Annotated in this window: 21 protein-coding genes; 19 read left to right on the top strand and 2 right to left on the bottom strand. The window is 26.7% G+C overall.

The genetic code is table 11. The features are described from left to right. Positions 1–122: 122 nt before the first annotated feature. Positions 123–449 carry a hypothetical protein gene (locus ACK2WO_RS10335; RefSeq protein ID WP_414697784.1) on the bottom strand — a complete coding sequence of 109 codons (327 nt, stop codon included), beginning with the start codon at positions 447–449 and terminating at the stop codon, positions 123–125. 426 nt (positions 450–875) lie between these two features. Here ACK2WO_RS10335 and grpE point away from each other — a divergent pair, with 426 nt between their 5' ends. From grpE to ACK2WO_RS10240, 19 genes are all read left to right on the top strand, one after another. Beyond that, positions 876–1,514: a nucleotide exchange factor GrpE gene (grpE, locus tag ACK2WO_RS10330; RefSeq protein ID WP_414697782.1), complete on the top strand. Its 639-nt coding sequence runs from the start codon at positions 876–878 to the stop codon at positions 1,512–1,514. A gap of 15 nt (positions 1,515–1,529) precedes the next feature. Further along, the gene (locus ACK2WO_RS10325) at positions 1,530–3,317 is read left to right on the top strand and encodes an Hsp70 family protein (RefSeq protein WP_414697781.1); all 1,788 of its coding nucleotides are present in this window, start codon (positions 1,530–1,532) and stop codon (positions 3,315–3,317) included. 22 nt (positions 3,318–3,339) lie between these two features. Beyond that, positions 3,340–4,491 (top strand): tetratricopeptide repeat protein, encoded by a 1,152-nt coding sequence (locus ACK2WO_RS10320; RefSeq protein WP_414697780.1) that lies wholly within the window; start codon positions 3,340–3,342, stop codon positions 4,489–4,491. A gap of 31 nt (positions 4,492–4,522) precedes the next feature. Further along, positions 4,523–4,825: a DnaJ domain-containing protein gene (locus ACK2WO_RS10315; protein ID WP_414697779.1), complete on the top strand. Its 303-nt coding sequence runs from the start codon at positions 4,523–4,525 to the stop codon at positions 4,823–4,825. A 17-nt stretch (positions 4,826–4,842) separates the two neighbouring features. Then, positions 4,843–6,141 carry a tetratricopeptide repeat protein gene (locus ACK2WO_RS10310; RefSeq protein ID WP_414697778.1) on the top strand — a complete coding sequence of 433 codons (1,299 nt, stop codon included), beginning with the start codon at positions 4,843–4,845 and terminating at the stop codon, positions 6,139–6,141. A gap of 14 nt (positions 6,142–6,155) precedes the next feature. Beyond that, entirely contained in the window at positions 6,156–7,604 is a 1,449-nt protein-coding gene (locus ACK2WO_RS10305; RefSeq protein WP_414697777.1) for a J domain-containing protein, read from the top strand. Positions 7,605–7,634: 30 nt separating this feature from the next. After that, on the top strand, positions 7,635–9,128 hold the full coding sequence (locus tag ACK2WO_RS10300) for a hypothetical protein (RefSeq protein WP_414697776.1): 1,494 nt from the start codon (positions 7,635–7,637) through the stop codon (positions 9,126–9,128). Positions 9,129–9,263: 135 nt separating this feature from the next. After that, on the top strand, positions 9,264–9,821 hold the full coding sequence (locus ACK2WO_RS10295; protein ID WP_414697775.1) for a hypothetical protein: 558 nt from the start codon (positions 9,264–9,266) through the stop codon (positions 9,819–9,821). 27 nt (positions 9,822–9,848) lie between these two features. Continuing rightward, positions 9,849–11,051 (top strand): hypothetical protein, encoded by a 1,203-nt coding sequence (locus ACK2WO_RS10290; RefSeq protein WP_414697774.1) that lies wholly within the window; start codon positions 9,849–9,851, stop codon positions 11,049–11,051. Between the two features lie 76 nt (positions 11,052–11,127). Continuing rightward, positions 11,128–12,402 (top strand): transposase, encoded by a 1,275-nt coding sequence (locus ACK2WO_RS10285; protein ID WP_414697469.1) that lies wholly within the window; start codon positions 11,128–11,130, stop codon positions 12,400–12,402. Positions 12,403–12,492: 90 nt separating this feature from the next. Next, a complete protein-coding gene (locus tag ACK2WO_RS10280; protein ID WP_414697468.1) occupies positions 12,493–12,720 on the top strand; it encodes a hypothetical protein in 228 nt (75 codons plus the stop codon). A gap of 185 nt (positions 12,721–12,905) precedes the next feature. Continuing rightward, complete coding sequence (locus ACK2WO_RS10275) at positions 12,906–13,790, top strand: alpha/beta hydrolase (protein ID WP_414697773.1); 885 nt, start codon at positions 12,906–12,908, stop codon at positions 13,788–13,790. Positions 13,791–13,822: 32 nt separating this feature from the next. Further along, on the top strand, positions 13,823–14,575 hold the full coding sequence (locus tag ACK2WO_RS10270; protein ID WP_414697772.1) for a copper homeostasis protein CutC: 753 nt from the start codon (positions 13,823–13,825) through the stop codon (positions 14,573–14,575). 242 nt (positions 14,576–14,817) lie between these two features. Beyond that, entirely contained in the window at positions 14,818–16,314 is a 1,497-nt protein-coding gene (gene glpK / locus ACK2WO_RS10265) for a glycerol kinase GlpK (protein WP_178411358.1), read from the top strand. 42 nt (positions 16,315–16,356) lie between these two features. Next, entirely contained in the window at positions 16,357–17,154 is a 798-nt protein-coding gene (locus ACK2WO_RS10260; protein WP_414697771.1) for an ABC transporter ATP-binding protein, read from the top strand. Continuing rightward, positions 17,144–19,081 (top strand): ABC transporter permease subunit/CPBP intramembrane protease, encoded by a 1,938-nt coding sequence (locus ACK2WO_RS10255; protein WP_414697770.1) that lies wholly within the window; start codon positions 17,144–17,146, stop codon positions 19,079–19,081. Before ACK2WO_RS10260 ends, ACK2WO_RS10255 begins: the two co-directional genes overlap by 11 nt. A gap of 175 nt (positions 19,082–19,256) precedes the next feature. After that, entirely contained in the window at positions 19,257–19,622 is a 366-nt protein-coding gene (locus ACK2WO_RS10250) for a GntR family transcriptional regulator (protein ID WP_178412213.1), read from the top strand. A 2-nt stretch (positions 19,623–19,624) separates the two neighbouring features. Then, a complete protein-coding gene (locus ACK2WO_RS10245) occupies positions 19,625–20,326 on the top strand; it encodes an ABC transporter ATP-binding protein (protein WP_270838708.1) in 702 nt (233 codons plus the stop codon). Further along, positions 20,320–21,108 carry an ABC transporter permease gene (locus ACK2WO_RS10240; RefSeq protein ID WP_414697769.1) on the top strand — a complete coding sequence of 263 codons (789 nt, stop codon included), beginning with the start codon at positions 20,320–20,322 and terminating at the stop codon, positions 21,106–21,108. The genes ACK2WO_RS10245 and ACK2WO_RS10240 overlap by 7 nt, the downstream gene beginning before the upstream one ends. Before the next feature lie 49 nt (positions 21,109–21,157). Here ACK2WO_RS10240 and ACK2WO_RS10235 read toward each other — a convergent pair whose 3' ends face one another. Then, positions 21,158–22,129: a TIGR01212 family radical SAM protein gene (locus tag ACK2WO_RS10235; RefSeq protein WP_414697768.1), complete on the bottom strand. Its 972-nt coding sequence runs from the start codon at positions 22,127–22,129 to the stop codon at positions 21,158–21,160. Between the last annotated feature and the right edge of the window lie 204 nt (positions 22,130–22,333).

Raw genomic sequence — 22,333 nt, 5'->3', positions numbered from 1 at the left:
CTCCATGAGTTTCAAACAGTTCTTTAGTAAATTCTACTAAATCATAAAAACTACAATTTCTTTCTGTGAAGTTAAAAAGTATTTCTTCTATTTTTATTGAAAAAGGGTTATATTCTGATAAATTAGAATCCAGATATTTTTTTCATAAAATAAAGTGATATAATACCACAACGAGCATTTTCAGTTACGCATGCTTGAGCATAATCATATTTTCTTAAAAAATATGATACATACAAAGGTGCTGTATTTATGGCAATATCATAAATATATTGATCAGCTTTTGTGATTATGAAATATTTTAAGTATGATTTTGCTAATTTTAAATTATAGTTAATCTTTCCTGTATTTTTATTGACAGAATAATAAACTTTATATATTCCAGCATTATCAATTCTTTCTAAAATTTTTAACATTTCTTTATCTGTTTTTTCTGTGTGAAAAGATGACATATCAAATAAAACCCTCCAAAATAAATTTTAATATTTTATATTATAATATCATAGATTTCCAAAATAAAAAATGAAATTGAAAACAGTAAAATTGAGCTTTGATATTTTATTTTATATAAATATGTGCTATAATTTTGAATATGAAAAAAATATGAAAATGGTAAACGTCAAAAGGAGTTGTACTTTTTTGTTATTAAATGTTAAAATAATCAGACAGACAGACAGACAGACAGACAGACAGACAGACAGACAGACAGACAGACAGACAGACAGACACTAACAAACATGTTAGTTTATTTTTTGTACAATTTTTTAATGACATATAAACACAGTTCTTAAAATTTATAGATAGAACTGTGTTTTTTTGTTGCATAAATTAAAAGTTATATTATTTAAAATATAGTAAAAGAAAGGAGATAAATTTATATGTATAGTGACATAAAAAACAAGTTTCAAAAGAAAAAAATAGATGAAAAATTAAATCAATCTATAAATATAGACAATGATTTAGAAAGTATTACTAGGTATTTAAGCACAATTGAATCTAATATACCAAATTTTGATCAAAACTTAAAAAAATGGCTAAAAAATGATAAAAAGAACGATAAAATAATAGAAATGTTGAATGAAGAGTTAAAAGAAAAAGATAAAGAAATATATTTAAAAGAAAAAGAATATAATGAGGAGCATAGAAAAAATTTAAAAATATATAAAAAAGTAATTGAGATTATAGACTCCATAGATGATATTTATGAGTATGCTAAAAATACTGATAATGAGGCACTTAAACTCAATATATATAATGTATATAAGAAAATAAATAGATATTTAAATGATATTGGAATTGAAGAAATAAAATCAAAAATGGAAATAATGGATCCTGAATTACATGAATGTGTAGAAGTAAAGGATATAGATGAGTTTAATAGTTTAAATGGAGAGGAAGATAAAGTAGTAGAGGATACTATAGTGGAAGTAATTAAGAAAGGATATAAATTAAATGGAAATGTTTTAAGGGTAGCTAAAGTAGCAATAGTACAAAATAAAAATAAGACATTAAAATAAAAGGAGAGTAGAAATATGGGAAATATAATAGGAATAGACTTAGGAACAACAACTTCAGAAATAGCATACATAAAAAATGGAAGACCAGAAATAATAGAAGATGAAACTGGAAAAAGAATAATTCCATCTGTAGTTTCTTATGATGCTAAAAATAATAAAATATTTGCTGGAAATAAAGCATATAATCTTAGAATATCAAATGCAGAAAATACAATACAAGAAATAAAAAGACATATGGGAGAGGATTGTAAAGTTAAATTAAATGGAGATGATTTATATCCTCATGAGGTATCAGCGATAATACTCTCTGAATTAAAAAAATATGCGGAAGATAGATTAGGAGGAAAAGTAGATGAGGCTGTTATAACTGTACCTGCTAATTTTACAAATCAACAAAGAGAGGCAACTAAAGAAGCTGGAAAACTTGCCGGATTAAGAGTAGAAAGAATAATAAATGAACCTACTGCTGCAGCTATGGCATATGGAATAGATAATCTAGATAAAGAATCTAATATTTTAGTATACGATTTAGGAGGAGGTACATTTGATGTAACTGTACTTGAACTGTATAAAGGGGTATTAGATGTTAAGGCAAGTAGGGGAAATAATTTACTTGGAGGTAAAGATTTTGATGCTGCAGTTGAAAAATATATATTAAATGAATTTAGAAAAGAATATGGTGTAGATTTATATGAAATAAAAGGAATTAATAAAGTAAAGGCAGAAGGTAGTATAAAAGCGGAAGCTAAAAGAGTAAAAGAAGAATTATCATTCCAAGAAATAGGTATGATAAATATACCGTTTTTAGCTGTATTAGATGGAGAGCCAATAGGATTAGACATAGAATTAACTAGAGGAAAATTTGAAAGATTAACAAAAGATTTAGTTGAATCTACCAGAGAACCAGTTAAAGAAGCATTAGAAGCATCTAATTTAAATTATGAAGATATAGATATCGTACTAACTGTAGGTGGTTCTAGTAGAATTGCAGCAGTGCAGAAATTAGTTGAAGAATTATTCCCTGGAAAAGTAAGACATGATATAAATCCTGATGAAGCAGTTGCAATGGGAGCAGCTATACAGGCGGGTATAAAAACAGACCAAATAGATAGTAAGAAAAGTTTAGTTGTAACAGATAAATGTAACTACAATTTAGGAACAAGAATAGTAGGAAATTTAAATGGAAGATTAATAGATGATTTATTTGATTGTATAATTCCAGTAGATAGTAGTATACCTTGTTCTAAAACTAAAAGATACTACACTTGTTCAAATGGTCAACAATCTGTAATTATAGATGTATATGAAGGATATAATGAACTTGCATCTAAAAATGAAAAAATAAGTGAATTTTCAATGGATGGAATACCAAGTGCCCCAGCTGGTCAAGAAGCAATAGATATAAACTTTACATATGATCTTAATGGTACTTTGGAAGTAATAGCAACAATAGTGAGTACAGGAAAAAAAGCAAATAAAAAAGTAGTAGATAAAAGATTAGAAATAAAATCTACAGGTAATTTAAGTAAGTATTTAACTTCAGAACCAATAAAAGTAGAGGAGTCTAATAGTTCAAATAGTAATTCTGGAGTAAATTTAAATGCATGGAAAGATAGCTCATTAGCATCAATAATAAAAAGAACTATAGAATTAGCAGAGATGAAACTAGATAAAGTTGATAAATCAGATGGTGATAAAATAAGAGATTTATTAAATGAATTAAAACAAGCGGCAATAGATGAAAATGAAGATTTAGTAGATGAATTAGATGAAAAATTAACAGATCTTTTATTTGAATTGTAAAATAATAAAAGGGAGAATTATTATGAATGATTTAATAAATATGTCCTTCATATATTATAATAGAGCCTTAGAATGTATAGATAAAAATAATATTTCTGGAGCAAAAGAAAATCTTGAAAAAGCAACAGAAATTTATTTGAAAGATACAGATATATTAAATTTATTAGGAATATGTGAATATTATTTTTGTGATTTTAATATGGCAAACTATTATTGGAATAAAAGTATAAGAATAAATAATGAAAGAAATATAGCTATAGATTATATAGATAAACTAAAAACTGATGAATTTAAGAGCTTTATGAATAGATATAATGAGGGTTTAGACTATCTTAATGGAGAAAAATATGAAGATGCAATAGAAATATTTAATGGATTATTAAAATATGAAAATAAGTTTATAGAAATATATGAAATAATGATTGTAGCATATTTAGAATCTGGAGATACTATTAATGCGCAAAGATATATAGAACTATTGAGTAAAATAGATACTGGAAATAAATCAATAGAAATATATAAATGCAAATTATTGGAAATAAAAAATAAATTTAAACCTATTGAAAAAGAAGTTAAAATAAGAAAAAGTAGTGAGAAAAATTATAAATTAGGTGCATCTGTGGGTTTTCTGATGATAATATTATTGCTAGGTTCCAACGTGATAACATATACAAATCTTCAAAAAGAAAAAAACGAAAATATAGAGATAAAACAAAAGTGGGAAAAAAGTAAAGTAGAATATGCTGAATTAGAAAAAGAGAATGATAAACTTAAAAAAGATATTTCTAATAATAAATATAATAATGTAATGGTAAAAGAACAAAGAAATGCAGAAAAATATTATTTTAATAAAAAGTACGAAAGGTCTATTAAAGAATTTAAAAATATATTAAATAATACAAGTGATAATTCTACAAAAGCAGATGCTATATATTTTATAGCTGCTGCTGAAACTAAATTAGGCGAAATGGAAAAAGCGAAGAAATATTATGAAATATATATAAATGATTATGAGAATTCTAGTGCTTATGATGAAGTTTTATATAATTATGCAATGATACTAAAAGAAGAAAATCAAATAGAAAAATCAAAAGAAATAGCAGATAGACTAAAAAGAGAGTATCCAAATAGTAAATACAATAATTCAAAAATAGCTTATATATTAAGTAAATAATAGAAGTCGTATTGCTAGAAAGGAGTTATAGTTGGAAAATTATTATGAAATTTTAGAGATAAGAAAGAATGCAACAAATGGAGAGATAAAAAATTCATATATAAAATTGCTTAGGGTTTATCCTCCTGAAAAAAATCAAGAAAAATTTTCTAAAATAAGAGAAGCATATGAAGTGTTATCAAATGAAAAAACAAAAAAAGAATATGATATATTTCTTGAATATGGTGATGATATAAAAAAATTAGAAGAAAAAGCTGATGAAGCTTTTGAAAAAGAAGACTTTAAAAAAGCTATAATTAATTTAAAAAAATATTATTATTCAATAGAGATTTAAGTTATATAAAAAATAGATTGGGATTAGCTCTTTCGTATAATGGAGAGAATGATAAAGCTATAAAGGTTTTTTTAGAACTTTTAGAAAATAATGAAGATAATCCAATATTTAATTACAATTTAGCTATTGAATATATAAAAAAAGAAGAATATATAAAAGCTGAAAAATATCTTCTAAAAGCTAATGATTTAGATTCAATAAATGATGCTATAATTTCGTCCTTGATTGGATTGTACATTGATAGGAAAAAGTACAAAAAAGCTATAATGTTTTTAAAAAGTTGCATAGGTAAATATGGTGATGATAATTTTAGAGATTTTATTTATTATATGAAAATGATAGAAGTATATATTTTAAGTAATGAAATAGATAAAATGTCTGATGTGGTTTCTGAACTAGTTAAAATAACACCTGATGATAGAGATATTAAAAATCATGTTTCATTAGAATTAGGTAGATTAGCATCAAAATTATACGATTTAAATGCGTTTAATCTAGTTATAATAATAACTGAAAAAGTGAAGAAACTTTGTGATGGAGAGTTAAATGAGATAATAAGTTCATTGTATGAGGCATCTGTTATAAAGGATGAGTACTATAAAAACTTTCCGAAATTAATGGAAGATGATAGAATTATAGGACCTCTAAAAGGACCAATATATTACTATTTTGTAGAAGATATTGAAGATGGTGATGAGGAAAAGAATTTTGATGCTATAGAATCAGCTATGAAAAATGCTCCTAAAGATGTTATTGATTCTTTAAAGATAATGAAGAAATCTTACTATAAATTGTATGAAGTAAGAAAAGAACTTTATGAAGAAATAGAGAAAATAGCAAGAAAAAATTATAAGCTAGAAGAAGAGTATATAAAAATAAAAGATGATGGGGATATAACTCATGGATTAAAAAGACTTGTAGCCTTATGGTTAGCTACAGGAATAAGTGATTACGAAAGAAAAAAATATGCATCGGATATATTAGATGAAATAAATAATGAAAATATAGATAGAATAAATAAAGCAGCAAGAAAAATAAAAAATATATATGTAAATAATTATAAACTAAATCCAGAAATAATTGATGAGTTAATAAAGGTTTCTGGTGGAAGCACACAATCTAATAATACATCTAGAAATAATTATAATACTAATAATTACAACACTAATAACAGTTCTTCAAATAACTCAACATCTAACTCTTCAGGAGGTGGATGTCTAGCTTGTATAGGATTCTTTATAGCAATTGCTTTAATTGCAAAAACTGGGATTTTTGGTGTGTTTATAGCTATTTTCCTATTAGGATTGAATTTATAGTTAGGAGGAGCTAAATGAAAAATTTATATGAAGTTTTAAATATAAATAAAAACTCTAGTGAAAAAGAAATAAAAGATCGGTATATGACTCTTGTTAGGAAATATCCTCCAGAAAAACAACCAGAAAAATTTGCAGAGATAAGAGAAGCTTATGAAATTTTATCTAATCCTAAGCAAAAACGGGAGCATGATCGTGCATTAGAAATAGAGTTAGAAAAGATAAGAACAAAATTAAAAAAAATAGAAAAAGAAGCTGATTTAGCTTTAAAAAATGGTGATTTTGAAAGAGCAATAAAAAATTATAAAAAATTACTTATAGAGGATACAAATTTTAAAAAGATAAAAAGTAAATTAGGAATTGCTTTTCTGAAAAATAATAATCTAAAAGAAGCCGAAAAAATATTCAAAGAATTAGTGGAAACAGATGATAGTTTTGAAAATAATTACAATTTATCAAAGGTATATATTTTATTAAAAAATTATAATAAAGCAGAAGAATATTTATTTAAAGCTAAAGAAAAAAATGAAAAAGAAGAAGTATATTTAGAACTTTTAGACTTAGAAAGCTATTTAAAAAATTATGAACAAGTTGAAAAACTTATACATGATTTTCTAAATAAGTACAATTCGAATTCAAAAATTGTTAAGTATTCATTAAATTTAATTGCTAAATATATAAAAGAAGAAAATGAAAGTAAAATATACAGATTATTGAAGAAGAATATAAATAAGTTAGAGAGTATTAAATTAGAAGAAGGGTTAATTAATGAATTTATAAATTTAGTTTATAAGTTATATTATTTAAATATGATGGATTCGGCTGAAGTATTATCTGAAAGATTGACATCTTTAGGATGTACTGAATTAGATGGTATTATATACGAAAAAATTGATAGAGATTATGATATAAAAGAAGAAATTTTTGATTTCATAAATGATAGAAAAGTAGTTAATATTTTAAAAATGCCTGTTCTTTTTAATTTTATTAAATATGAAGATGATATATTTGCTAGAAATAAAAAAGAAAATATTAATAATATAAAGGAATATATAAACATTGAACCAGAATTAATAGTAAGTTCTATAAAAATTGTAAAAGTTAAATATCCTAATATATATTCGAATGTAGGAAAAATATATGATAATATAGAAAGTTTAGCAAAGAAAAATATAGAATATATAACAAATAGCTTGATACAAAATGATATTGATAGAAATGTTTTTCAAAATAATAAAAATAATTCAAGAAATAGAAATGTCCCAGTAAATGATATTAATGATAAATTTGAAGAATTGGATGAAAAAATAGGAGAAAGTGTTGAAAAAATAAAAGAAAATATTTCTAATGGACTTGAAAAAGGTATTGAAGTGATAAAGCAAAAATCAATTTATGATATGGTTAATGATATAAGCCCTAAATTAGTTAATAAATTGGAGAAATTCATTCATAAAAATAAAAAGTAAAACTTTTACTTTAAGAAGGGAGTATTAAATTTGGAAAATGAATATGATAAATTAAAAAATAGCATATCTTCAGAACCACTAAATGTACAAAGGAAAGAAGAATCGTTAGAAGACGAATATATTTTTGAGTTAAATATGGATGAAGAAGATTTAAAAGAAAAATTAGAAGAAGAAAATAGAGAATGTATTAAATTATTAAAAAATGCTGAAAAAAATTCTAATTACTTAGATGAAGAAGTAGAATATATAATAAAAAATGCTAAAAAAGAAGCACATATAGTAAAAGCATTAGGAGAGATAATAAATCGAGAAATAACAAAAAATAAAAAATTAAGCATTAATTTATTAGATGATTATTTAAAATTGATAAAAGATGATAACATAAAAATAAAAAAACTTTTAAAATTAAAAAATAATAATTATCAATATAAAGAAATAATATTATTAAAAATAGCTGAGATAGAAATAGATAATTTAATGAATATATCATTAAAAGATTCTGTAAATATTGATGAAAAAATAAATTATATATTAAGTATATTAGAACAAGCAGAGCTGTTATCAAAAAATAATGGAACAAAAGTATATTTAATACATATATATAAAGGATTTAGTAAGTTATATAATTTAGATTCATATATAAAAGATGAAAATAAATCAAAAGAATACTTAAAAAAAGTAGAAAAAATAAATAATGAAATAGAAAAAAATAGACAAAGAAGAGAAGAACACTCAGAATCAACTCCTAAAAATACAACTATTGAAAATGTAAATGAAAAAAACTTTGAAAACAAAAAAACAAATAATAAAATAATATTTATTACAGTAGCAATAATAGCCATTTTAATTTGTGTGAATGCTGGAATGTATGTAGTTAATTCTAATAATATTAATGATACTGTTCAAAGTAATTTAAATGAAGGAAATCATCAAATACAAGAAGCAGTAGAGGAAGAACCTTATAGTGATGGTGGTGATGAGGAAATGGATGATGAGATGAACTCCGAATATAAAAATAATACTGAAGGAATGACATCTGAGCCAACAGTAAAAAAATCACTTCCAGCAAGATATAGTGAATATGGGGATTATAATAATCATGAAAAAGAATATTTTATGATTATTGAAGAAGCTATTACGGAATATTATAATGATTATGAAAAAGCTGTGGCTAATTCAGATTATTCATATGTACGGGATGATTTAGTTGATGATGGGCAGTTATCAAAAGAATTAAAAATAGCGATACCTCAATATAAAAATAAAAATGTTTATGTAAAGCATTTTAGTATATATAATTTTGAAATGGAAGACGACATAGCTAGATTTAATATAGATACTGTGTTTATTATAGATAATAAAAAAATACAAATAGAAACACAAAGAATGTCATTGTATTATGATGGATATTATAGTCAAAGTTGGTTAATTGATAATTATACAGATTGGGATATTATATACAAACAAGATTATAATCCTGATGTAGATTATTTTGATTTTACAAACTATAGAGATTATTTTTAAAGAGAATATATAAAAGAATTATTAGCAATTATTTTTTATTAATTGTTGATGATTCTTCTTTTTTACCTATTATCACTAAAAATTATTTTAAATGTTATATAAAAATAAATATTAATAAAAATTTAGGAGAATAAAATGAATTTAACATTAGAACAAAAGAAAATATTAAGTGAACTAGTTGAAGTTGCAACATCAGCAAGTGATATGAAAAAAATGGGAGAATTGTACAAAGTGTCAATGAAACAAATACTCAATAGAAAGTATGAAAGAGTAAGAGGGAATGAAATAGAATATAGAAATTCTCTTAAAAAAAATATACTTTATTTTTTTAACTTATCTGAGGATCAAGAAAAAATGATAAAGTTATGGATAAATAATAATAGAACATACACTATGGAAAAATTTAATTTTGAAATGGATATGTGCGAACAACGTAATAAACAAATAGATATAAACTATTCGAGAAATCATGATAAATTGAATAAATATGACAATAAAGAAATAAATATTTTAGAATTAGATTATGTTTATTTAAGTGCATATGCAGAGATATTATTAAATTCTATGTGTTTACTTGTACAAAATAGTCATATAATTAATATATTAAAAGGAGCTAGTCCAGAAAAAGTTATAGACTACATAAAAAGAATGATTTATGTTGAAATAAACATTTATATTGGTGAAAGAATATAAATATTTAAATAAGAATGGAGATATATGATGAAAAATAGAAAAATATTAATATCAATTCTAGGAATTTGCATTCTTTGCTTGAGTATAATGTTAGGTTTAAATATAAAAACATATATAGAAAAAAGAGAAAAAAATAGCATAAGGCCAATATTAGAAAGCCAAGAAACATTAGAACCAGAAGTAAAAAAAGCTATGAGCAACTTGTATAAAATAACAGGAGATAACAAAGAAAGAGTTGTTTATCAGTACAATCCAGATAAAAATTATATAATGGAGGATGTTATAAAAAATAATTATTATGCATTTAATGTAATAGATGCTGATGAAAATGGACAAATAACAAATATTAGGAAATGTAATTATTTAGTAAATAAAAATACAAATGATACCAATGTCTATTTTGCTGGTGGGCAAATGAATGCATTAGAAAAGGCAGATAGTTGGAAAGTAAGGAAAGAATATGAACAATACTACTATGAAATGCAACCTGAAATAAAAAAAGCATACGAACGGATAAAAAATACAGTAGGAGAAGATTATTATAAATATGAGTATGATCCAGAATTGGAAAAAGCAGGAAATGAAAAATATGATTTAGGTGAAAAATTCTATGTATTTTCAGATTATGGTCTAGATGAAAATGCTTACTTTAGTGATGAAGGAGATGTTGATTTAGCTGTTAAAAAAGAAAATATGGAAGTTTATGAATTTTCTATAGCAGCTTATCCTAATAATTATATATTACCATATGGAGATGAAAATCTAGGATTAGCTGATTGGCAGATAGAGTGTAAAAAAACACATGTTTCTTATGGATATAAAATGTGCTCTACTGCAGAAGATCATAGAATGATGACAAGAGATTTAAGTAGTACATCGATATTGGGAGCAAGAGGAAATACAATAGATATAGAAGTAGGTATAGATTGGTATAAAAATGAATGTATAGATCAACATGGTGGTTCGTGTGATTCTATAGGGGATCATCAAGCCAAATTAATAAATAATGATACGATTTATCAAAATTATGGGTATGCATTTGGACTAGATAAGAATATGTTTTTTGAACGGCTTTCAAGTGGATGTTATAACGGTTTCCAATATGCAAGATTATACAAAAATAATACTCCTATAACACAATATATCTATCAATTTGGACCGAATGATATAACTTTAAATGCATGGCAGTATGGATTTAATTCAGCATATGAAAAATATAAAAATTATTAAACAAAGAAGTAGGGAAGTTAAACCCTACTTTTTTATTCCTAAGGAAATTATAATAATTTAAAATTGTGGAAAACTTATGTACAATAGTAATATGAATGTATTGAAGAAACAAAAAGATGAAAAAATCATTAAGAAAATATTAAAAAATCACTTTGAAGAATTCAAACTAAAATATTGGAATAAAGTTAGAAGAGAAATGAGAGATCAGATAGAAAATACTGTAATAAAGGCTTTAAATTGTGGAAATATAGAGAACGGATATATAAAACACAAATGTATAGACTGTGGAGAAGAGTATATCCAAGGGTTCACTTGTAAAAGTAAGTTTTGTACAAAGTGTGGAAGAAAATATTCTATGGAATGGGCAGAAAAACAGGTAGAAAATATGCTTGATGTTTCTCATAGACATGCAGTTTTCACAATTCCGGAGGAGTTGAGAGTTTATTTCTACAGAAAGCGAGAGCTTTTAAAAGATTTACAAGATGCTACATATGAGGTATTAGATAGTTTTCATAAAAATAAAACAAAGGGAAATTATGAATTAGGGGTAATTGCTGTAGTACACACCTTTGGTGGAGATTTAAAATGGAATCCTCATATACACGCCTTATACACCGAAGGTGGAATAGATAGAAATAATAAGTGGTTCAAAAAATTAGATTTCATACCATATACATATATGAAAAAGGTATGGCGAAAGTTGGTACTAGATATAATAAAAAACAATTTTAGCGATAGAAAAACTAAAAATTTGATAAATAAGCTATATAAGAAAGAATTCTATGTAAATGCAGAAAGACGTTTAACTAATATAAAACAGGCAACTCAATATATAGGTAGATATTTGGCTAGACCAGCTATCGCTGAATATAGAATAATTAATTACGATGGAAAAAATGTAACTTACTGGTATGAAAACAAAAAACCTAAGGAAAAAAGAGAAATAACTGTAAATGTATTAGAATTTATAGGTAAAATAACCCAACATATTCACCCGAAGGGTTTTAGAGTTGCAAGAAGATACGGTCTATATTCAAGAATAAAAAATAAATTAAGCATAGAAATATTGAAGTTATATAACTTTATGAGACACAGAAATATATCTAAGCTGATAAAAAAGAAGAATACAGTAAAGAAAAATTTTAAAGATAGATTGATAGAATCATTTGGAGTAAATCCTTATATTTGTAAAAATTGTGGAAAAGACATGATTCTATGGGAAATATGGCATTATAAATATGGATTAATATATAATGCACTAGATAAATCAAATTATAAAAGAATAATCTACGAAGAAATTATAGAAAAAGAAATTTCTTTGAATACAACAACACAAATAGAATTATTTTAAAAGTCTATTAATAAATAGGCTAGCTTTGCTATACTCAAATATAAATAATAGTGTATAATTAGTGTAATTAAAATTATTAGGAGAAATAGTATGTTAAAAGAATTAGAAGAAATGAGTAAAGGACAAAAGTTATATAATTATGAATGTAAGTCTTGTGGATTTGAAAAAGGAGTACCAGAATTTATAGTAGAAGAATTAAGACAAGATGCATTCTTTTCATCAGGAGCGATAGCTTCGCTAAATGAAAAAAATATGCCAGAATTAATTTGTCCTAATTGTGGAGCTAAATTTGAATACAAAAAAACTGACGACCGTTAGGTGTCAGTAAAGGTACTGTCACAAGAACACCTTTTAAAGGTGTTCTGTGGCAGTATTTTTTTATTTAATAATTAAAAGTATAAAAGAACAAAATATGTATTTAATGTGAAAAACTCCATTAATATTGAAAAAAAAAACACATTAAGTTAAACTATAATAATGAACATAAAAATGGAGGAAAAGTTATGCATAGCGATAAAAGTTCAAAAATAAGAAGAAAAAAGAAAAACGAAAAAAAATACGACACTTTTAGTTTGACTATGGAACTAAATAGACCTTTAATAACTGAAGAAGAATTAAAAAAACAAAATGAAGAAAAAGAGAGACAAAGAAAAAGACAAATAAATAGAAATATATTAAAAATATTAGCATGTGTTGTAGCTATAGTGCTTGTAGGATCACTAGCATGGCTTTTAAATGCCTATGAACCACAGGACATAGCTAGAGAAAATTTAGTTTCAAACAGTGAAGTTAAAGTAGAAGAAGGAAATATAACAGAGTTTATCCCTAATGATGTAGTATCTAATACAGGGGTAATAATCTATCCAGGAGCAAGAATAGATGTAAAGGCATATGCACCTCTTGCCAATAGATTAGCTCAAAATGGATACAAGGTATTTGCAGTTGATATGCCTTTTAATATGGCAATATTCTCTTCACATAAAGCAGATAAAGTAATTGAAGAAAATAAAGACATAGAAAATTGGGTTATAGTTGGTCACTCATTAGGTGGAGCTATGGCTACAAAGGCATTAGAGACAAATAATAAAATAAAAGGAATTGTCTACCTAGCATCATATCCATCTGGAGATGCCCTTAAAAATACAGGTGCAAAAGTATTGTCTATATGGGGCAGCAAGGATGGTGTGATCAATTTTGACAATATGATAAATGCAAGAGAATATTTACCAGTAGATACTAAATATGTTGAAATAGAAGGTGGAAACCATTCAGCATTTGGAGATTATGGCCTTCAAAAGGGAGATACAAAATCTATAATACCTGAAGAAAAACAATTAGATATAACGGTAGAGAGTATCTGCAATTTTATAAGTGATAAAATAAATTAAAATATTATATTATAAATAATTAGGAGGAAATCATGAAAGATTTTGTACTAGAATGTTGTGTGGATTCAGTGGAATCAGCTTTAGAAGCTGCAAAAGGAGGAGCAGATAGAATAGAACTTGCTGCTAACCTAATAATAGGAGGTACTTCACCAAGTATAGCCCTATATAATGAAATAAGAAGACAGTCAGATATAAAAATATTTGCACTTCTAAGACCTAGATTTGGAGATTTCCATTATACAGAAAATGAATTTAAAGTGTTAAAAGAAGAAGTTGCTATGTTTAGAGATGCTGGAGCAGATGGTGTTGTTGTAGGATGCTTAAATGTAGATGGAACATTAGATTTAGAAAAAATGGAAGAATTAGTTAAAGAAGCTGGAGATATGCATGTTACATTACATAGAGCTTTTGATATGACTAGGGACCCATTTGAAACATTAGAACAGGCTAAAAAACTAGGAATAAAAACAATACTTACTTCAGGACATAAAAACCATGCTTTAGATGGGAAAGATTTAATAAAAGAATTAGTAGAAAAAGCAGGAGATGACATAGAAATATTAGTAGGAAGTGGAGTTAATGCAAATGTTATAAAAGAATTCTTAGCAGATACAAATGCTAATGCATTCCATATGTCTGGAAAAGTTACTTTAGATAGTAAAATGGAATACAGAAAAGAAGGCGTTAATATGGGACTTCCTATGATGAGTGAATATGAAATATGCCAGACTAGTGCTGAAAAAATAAGAGAAGCAAGAGAAGTATTAGACAACGCAAGAAAATAATTGAAAAAATATTATATTGACAATAAAAAATATTTAATAAAGAATATATAATTAAAGATAAAAAATAATTGAATATATAAATAAAAAATCCGTAGACATAAAATCTGCGGATTTTTTGTTTTTAAATTAAAAAAAGTTGTATTGTATTAACACAGGACTTGTAAAAATGGTTATAATATTTAATATAACGAATTACGTTTTCAAGATAAATTTTATTAATAAATTATTGGAGGAAATTTAAAATGGAAAAGAAATATATAATGGCTCTTGACCGGGGAACTACAAGTTCAAGATGTATAATATTTGATAAAGATGGAAACATAATAAAAATTGCTCAGAAAGAATTCGAACAGATATATCCAAATCCAGGTTGGGTAGAACACGATGCTATGGAAATATGGGGATCACAGAGTGGTGTTATGAGAGAGGCTGTAGACACTGCGGGAATAAATCCTGAAGAAATAGCTGCTATAGGAATAACAAACCAGAGAGAAACTACTGTAGTATGGGATAAAAAAACTGGTAAACCTATATACAATGCTATAGTTTGGCAGTGTAGAAGAACTTCTGAAATATGTGACCAGCTAAAAGAAAAAGGTCTAACTGAATGTATAAGAGAAAAAACAGGACTTATAATAGATGCGTACTTCTCTGCAACAAAAGTAAAATGGATACTAGACAATGTAGAAGGTGCTAGAGAAAGAGCAGAAAAAGGAGAATTACTTTTCGGAACAATAGATACTTGGTTAATATGGAAATTAACAGGTGGAAAAGTACATGTAACAGATTATTCAAACGCATCAAGAACTATGATGTATAATATAAATACTTTAGAATGGGATAAAGACATATTAAAAGAATTAGATATACCAGAAATAATGCTTCCTGAGGTTAAAGAATCTAGTTGCATATATGGATACACAGATTCAGGGTTATTTGCGGATACAAGAATTCCGATAGCAGGATGTGCTGGAGATCAGCAGTCAGCTTTATTTGGTCAGAATTGCTTTGAAGAAGGAACAGCAAAAAATACTTATGGAACAGGATGTTTCTTACTTATGAATACAGGTGAAAAACCTGTTAAATCAGAAAATGGACTTTTAACAACTATTTCTTGGGGAGTAGATGGAAAAGTAGAGTATGCGTTAGAAGGAAGTATATTCATGGGAGGTGCATCTATTCAGTGGCTTAGAGATGAGCTTAGAATGATAAAAAGTGCAGCTGACAGCGAAAAATATGCTATGAGAGTAGAAAATACTAATGGAGTATATGTAGTGCCTGCATTTACTGGACTTGGAGCACCATATTGGGATATGTATGCAAGAGGAACAATTGTTGGACTTACTAGAGGAGCTAAAAAAGAACATTTAATAAGAGCAACTCTAGAATCTATAGCATATCAGACAAAAGATGTACTAGAAGCTATGCAGAATGATTCAGGAATAGAACTAAAATCATTAAAAGTTGATGGAGGAGCTAGTAACAACAACTTCTTAATGCAGTTCCAGTCAGATATATTAAACGTAAAAATAGATAGACCTAAAATAGTTGAAACTACAGCTCTAGGTGCAGCTTATTTAGCAGGACTTGCTGTTGGATTCTTCAAAAGTAAAGAAGATATAAAGAAAAGATGGGTTTGCGATAGAGAATTCGAACCTAAAATGAGTGAAGAAGTTAGAGAAAAATCTTACAAAGATTGGAAAAGAGCAGTTGAAAGATCTCTTGCCTGGGAAGAATAAAAAATAGATATTTAATTCTATTAGACTCAATTGGAGGAAAAAATGATAGAAGTTAAAGAATTATGTAAAGTATTTACAAGAATTACCAGTGACGGGGAGAAAAAAAGATTCGGTAAGAGAGTTAAAGTAAAGGAAGTAGAATTTCTTGCTGTCGATCATATTTCTTTCAAAGCTGAAAAAGGGGAAATAGTTGGTATACTTGGCCCAAATGGAGCAGGAAAGACTACGCTTCTTAGAATGTTGGCTGGAATACTAACACCTTCGTCTGGAAGTATAGAAATTTGCGGATATAATTATGAAGATGATAAAAATCTTGCAAAAAGAGAAATAGGCTATTTATCAGGGAATACTAGATTATATGCTAGATTTTCTCCAAGAGAAATCATGACGATATTCGGAAAAATGTATGGGATGGACGAGCAAAGTATAAAAAAATCTATAGATAGAATATCTGAAATAATGAGTATGGATGATTTTATAGATAATAGAATAGAAAATCTTTCAACAGGTCAAACTCAAAGAACATCTATTGCAAGATGCCTTATACATTCACCAAGTGTGTATATTTTTGATGAGCCAACGTTAGGGCTTGATATTTTGAGTAGTAGAGCAATAATAGATTTTATGCTTAGAGAAAAAGAAAATGGGAAAACTGTTCTATACTCTACTCACTATATGAAAGAAGCTGAAACTTTATGCGATAGGATAATTCTTATATACGAAGGAAAAATTATTGCTGAAGGTAAACCAGCAGACCTTATGAGAGAAACAAACTCAAAATCTTTAAGACAGGTGTTTATAAAATTAGCTGATAAAGAGGTGGGTTTGAATGAGGATTAAGATAATAAAAGAGATTTTTAAAAAAGAAATTTTGGATATAGTAAGGGATAGAAAAAGTATATTTATGATGATTGTTGTGCCTATACTTTTATATCCAATAATAATGGTTTTATTGATGGGGATAATGAATACATCAATAAATAAAATGACATCGGAAACAATAACACTAGGTTTATCTTCTGCTCCAAATACAGAATTTGTAGAAATTGTAGATAATGAAAATGCAGCAAGGAAAAAAGAGGATACACTAGGAAGTATAGAAATAAAAACAAATATTAAAGATTATAAAAAAGAATTAGAAAAAGGCGAAATAGACGCTTATATAGACAATTCTATAAATGATAATGACTACAAAGTTATTATAAATTCAGCATCTGATGAATCGGGTATAAAGACTGATGTTATATTCGATGTAATGAATAAATACAAAAGAAAGATGTCTGAAAGAGAAATAGAAAAACATGGCCTTGATACAGAAAAAATACTTGAGCCAGTAAAATATGAGAAAGTAGATATAACAAATAGTGCTAAAAAGGCAGGAATGCTTTTAGGACAGGTAATACCATTTATATTGATAATAGGGGTGTTATTTGGTTCTATCTATCCTGCTATAGATGTTATGGCTGGAGAAAAGGAAAGAGGTACACTTGAGACACTGTTCTCTCTTCCTATATCTAATATGGAGCTTGTAATAGGAAAATATATGGCAGTATCTGCAAGTGCAATTATAACATCTCTTTTAAATATCATTTCTATGAGTTGTACTTTAGGATATTTTATGAAGGCTGAGTCAATATACAATCCGTCTACGTTACATATAAATTACTCTGTACTATCTGGAGCTATATTTGTAACGGTTATAAGTGTAATTTTATTTGCCATGGTTGTTTCGGCACTTGCGATGTGTGTCTGTTCATTTGCTAAGACTTTTAAAGAAGCTCAAAACTATATAACACCGCTTATGCTTATAATAATGGTTCCTGCTTATATTTCAATGATACCTAATGTATCGTTGAGTAGGATAACTGCAACAATACCGGTTGTAAATATTTCCCTACTTATAAAAAGTGTAATATCTTTAAGAGCAAATATGAAGATGATAAGCCTTGTACTTATTGTAAATCTAATATTTGTATGTATATCTTTAGTATTACTTTCTAAAATTTTCAATTCAGAGGATATTTTATTCGGCGAAAAAAGAAACTTTAAGCTAATACAAAGTAGAAGTAGTATAAAAGAGGGAAGTATGCCAGGAATAAGCGATGGATTTATGGTCTATGTATTGGCATTTGTATGTTTGATATACGTATCTCCTATATTAACAATGAAAATGGGAATAATGGGAAATACTATAAATCAATTTTTAATGCCTCTAATTCCAATTTTAGTTGCATTATATATAAAGGCAGACTTCAAAAAATTATTTAGCATAAAAAAAATTAAACTAAAAGATATAATAAGAGCAGCTCTAACTTGGTTTGCGGGAAGTTTAGTAATGTCTATATTTGTGATGATACTATTAAAATTATTCCCAGATCAAATGAAGGTGTCTGAGCAGTTGAATAATATTATAAAATCTAGTGGAGGATTATTCACTCAGATAGTATTATTTGCATTGGTGCCTGCAATATGTGAAGAAACATTGTTTAGAGGATTTATACTATCTGCATTTAGAGATAAAAAAACTTTTGGGCAGAAAAATGAAAAGCATGTGATGTTTGCCATTGTGGGAAGTGGAATATTATTTGGGATAATGCACTTAGATTTTATTAGAATAATACCTACTTCTATACTAGGAATGGTAATGGCATACAATGTATATAAATCAAAATCAATATTTACATCAGTTGGAATACACTTTTTCAATAATTTACTATCAGTTTTATCAGTAAACTTTGGAGTACAAGCAATGCTACTATTTATATAGAAAAAATATAGAGATTATCAGGTTTTAACTTGATAATCTCTTTTTTTGGATTGTTGTAATTTATGCAACAGTCTCTTTTATTTTTTGAGAAAATCAAAAATATATTGCAATATTCATTGTATTATAGTATTATTGTATTAACAACTTAATACAATAATAAAAAGGAGGGAAAGTTATGAGCTGGGAGTTCGATAATAGCAAGCCTATCTATATTCAACTAGTGGACACTCTAAAGATGAAGATTGTATCCGGAGAGTTTCAACCGGGATCAAAAATGCTAACAGTTAGAGCTTTAGCCGCAGAAGCTGAAGTAAATCCAAATACAATGCAGAGAGCATTATCTGAGTTAGAGAGGGAAGAGCTTATGTATAGTCAAAGAACAAAAGGCAGATTTGTAACTGATGATATAGATAAAATAAATAAAATGAAAAAAGATATGGCAAATGAAAGAATAGACGGTTTAAAGGAATTTCTTATACAGCTAGGATACAGTCGGGATGAGATAATTTCTCTAATAGCCGAGAATGTGAAAGGAGAATAATTATGGAAAATACTATAATAAAATTAGAAAATGTAGTAAAAAGATACGGTAAAAAAGAAGCATTAAAAGGTATAAACCTTGATATTCCAAAAGGTAAGATAGTAGGTTTACTTGGACCTAATGGAAGTGGAAAGAGTACAATGATAAAACTATTAAATGGACTGCTACAGCCAGATGAAGGTAATATAGAAATAGCTGGTATGAAACCTTCTATAGAAACTAAAAAAATAGTATCATACTTACCAGAAAGAACTTATTTAAGTGAATGGATGAAGATGAAAGACCTTTTAAAATTCTTTAGTGATTTCTATGAAGATTTTGATTTAGAAAAAGCAGAGGAAATGATAGAGGCGCTAAACATAAATGTAGATGAAAAGATAAAAGATATGTCAAAAGGTACTAAGGAAAAAGTACAATTAATATTAGTAATGTCTAGAAATGCGGATGTTTACATACTAGATGAGCCAATAGGTGGTGTTGACCCTGCTGCAAGATCATTTATTATGAGAACAATACTTCAGAATTTCTCTGAAGAAAGCACACTTATAATAGCAACACACTTAATAAGTGAAATAGAAAATATATGTGATGAGATAATATTCTTATCATACGGAGAAATAAAACTACAGGGTAATGTAGATGAAATAAGAGAAGAAAAAGGTAAATCAATAGATGCCTTATTTAGGGAGGAATTTAGATGTTAGGTAAACTTATAAAATATGAATTTAAAGCGACAATGAGAAGCTTCTTGGCAATATATGCGAGTTTAATACTTACTGGTATCCTAATAGGAATATTTATGTTTGCAAATGTGGAAGTAGGCATGAGTTTAGGTATGCTAATAATGGTAGCTTTAATGATTACACTAGGGGTTTTAACTGTAACTGTTATTATAAAAAGATTTAGTAAAAACTTACTTGGTGATGAAGGTTATTTGATGATGACACTTCCTGTAAGCACAAAGAAAATAGTAGCATCTAAAATAATAACATCTGTTGTTTATTTAATTTTAAGTACTATAGTAGTATTTTTAGTATTTGTTGTAATAATGCTTCCATCAGGTGTAAACACAATGGCAGACTTTATACAGTCTATGGGAAATGTTTGGAACTACATGGTTATGAACTTAATGAGTGCTAGAGATATAATATTAAATATTATAATAACATTTATAATAGGTATAGTAGATTATGTGTCTTTTATACTAGTTATATACACTTCATTATCAATAGGACAGTTAAAACCATTTAACAAACACAGAACTCCTGTTGCGATAATAGCATTTTTCATAATAAATATGATAGTATCAGTTATAAGTGATGGACTTTCAAATCTATTAGAAAGTATGAATATACTAACAGCTCCACAGAGTATGTCTATGTTAAATGCAGTATCATTATACACATTAACATTCTATAGTGTAGTTTCTATTGTGTTATTTATGATAACTTCTTACATACTTGAAAAGAAATTAAATCTTGAATAAAATAATTAAATTTAAAAGGACTGTTGCAAATCGCAGCAGTCCAATTTTTTTATTTACAATCTTTAAATATATCGTAATCTGGTTTTACATATTTACTTCCCTGGAAAGTACCTCTTCTTTTCATTTCATCATCAATCCGGTTAAGAACTTCCCATTTTTTTAGGCTCCAAAGAGGTGCTAAAAGTTCATCCCTCTTACCATCTCCAGTAAGTCTGTGGATAACCATCTCTTCAGGTAAGATTTCAAGCTGATCACATACTAAATTAATATACTCTTCTTGTTCCATAGGTACTATTTGTCCATTATTTAAGAAATCCCGTAGAGGAGTATCTTTTATTATATGAAGAAGGTGGATTTTTATACCATCTGCACCTATATCTGCAACGGCTTTTGCTGTCTGCATCATCATTTCTTTATCTTCACCAGGAAGTCCATTTATTATATGTACTACAGTTTTTATGTTTCTATCTTTTAATTTTTTGAAACCATCTAAGAAATCTTGATATGTGTGTCCTCTGTTTATTATGTCAGATGTTTCATCGTGAATAGTCTGTAGTCCAAGTTCTACCCAAAGATTAGTTCTTTCGTTTAATTCAGCTAAATAATCTACAACATCATCTGGCAAGCAGTCAGGTCTAGTAGAGATTGAAAGACCTATAACATCTTCAAATCCTAAGACAGTTTCATATCTTTCTTTTAATACTTCCAAAGGAGCATAAGTATTTGTAAATGCCTGGAAGTAGCCTATATATTTTGCATTAGGCCATTTTTTTAGCATCATAGCTTTTATTTCATCAAACTGTTTTCTTAAATTATCGTTTGGATTACCTGCAAAATCTCCAGAACCTTCTCTACTACAGTAGATACATCCACCGTAACCTAAAGTTCCGTCTACATTTGGACAAGTAAATCCTGCATTTAGAGAAACTTTAAATATTTTTTCTCCAAATTTCTGTCTTAAATAGTAGTTCCATGTATGGTATCTTTTATTTTTATCAAAAGCGTATTTGAATTTTTCCATTATAAATTCCTTTCTAAAATTTTAAATACTAAATTTTTATTTATATTTTATTAATTTTTAATATATAATTTTTGTAAATTTATATAATCAATAATAACACATATCGAGGTACAAATGAAGTTGTTAGTATTGAGATTGATATTATATAATAAAAAATGTATAAGGATTAGAGTTTAATAGATAAAATAAAGAATTATAAAAACA

Origin of the sequence: Peptacetobacter sp. AB845, assembly GCF_047528295.1 — a bacterium.
GTDB lineage: Bacteria > Bacillota > Clostridia > Peptostreptococcales > Peptostreptococcaceae > Peptacetobacter.
Note: the sequence above shows the minus strand (reverse complement) of the source record. Positions and strands in the feature narration are given on the sequence as shown.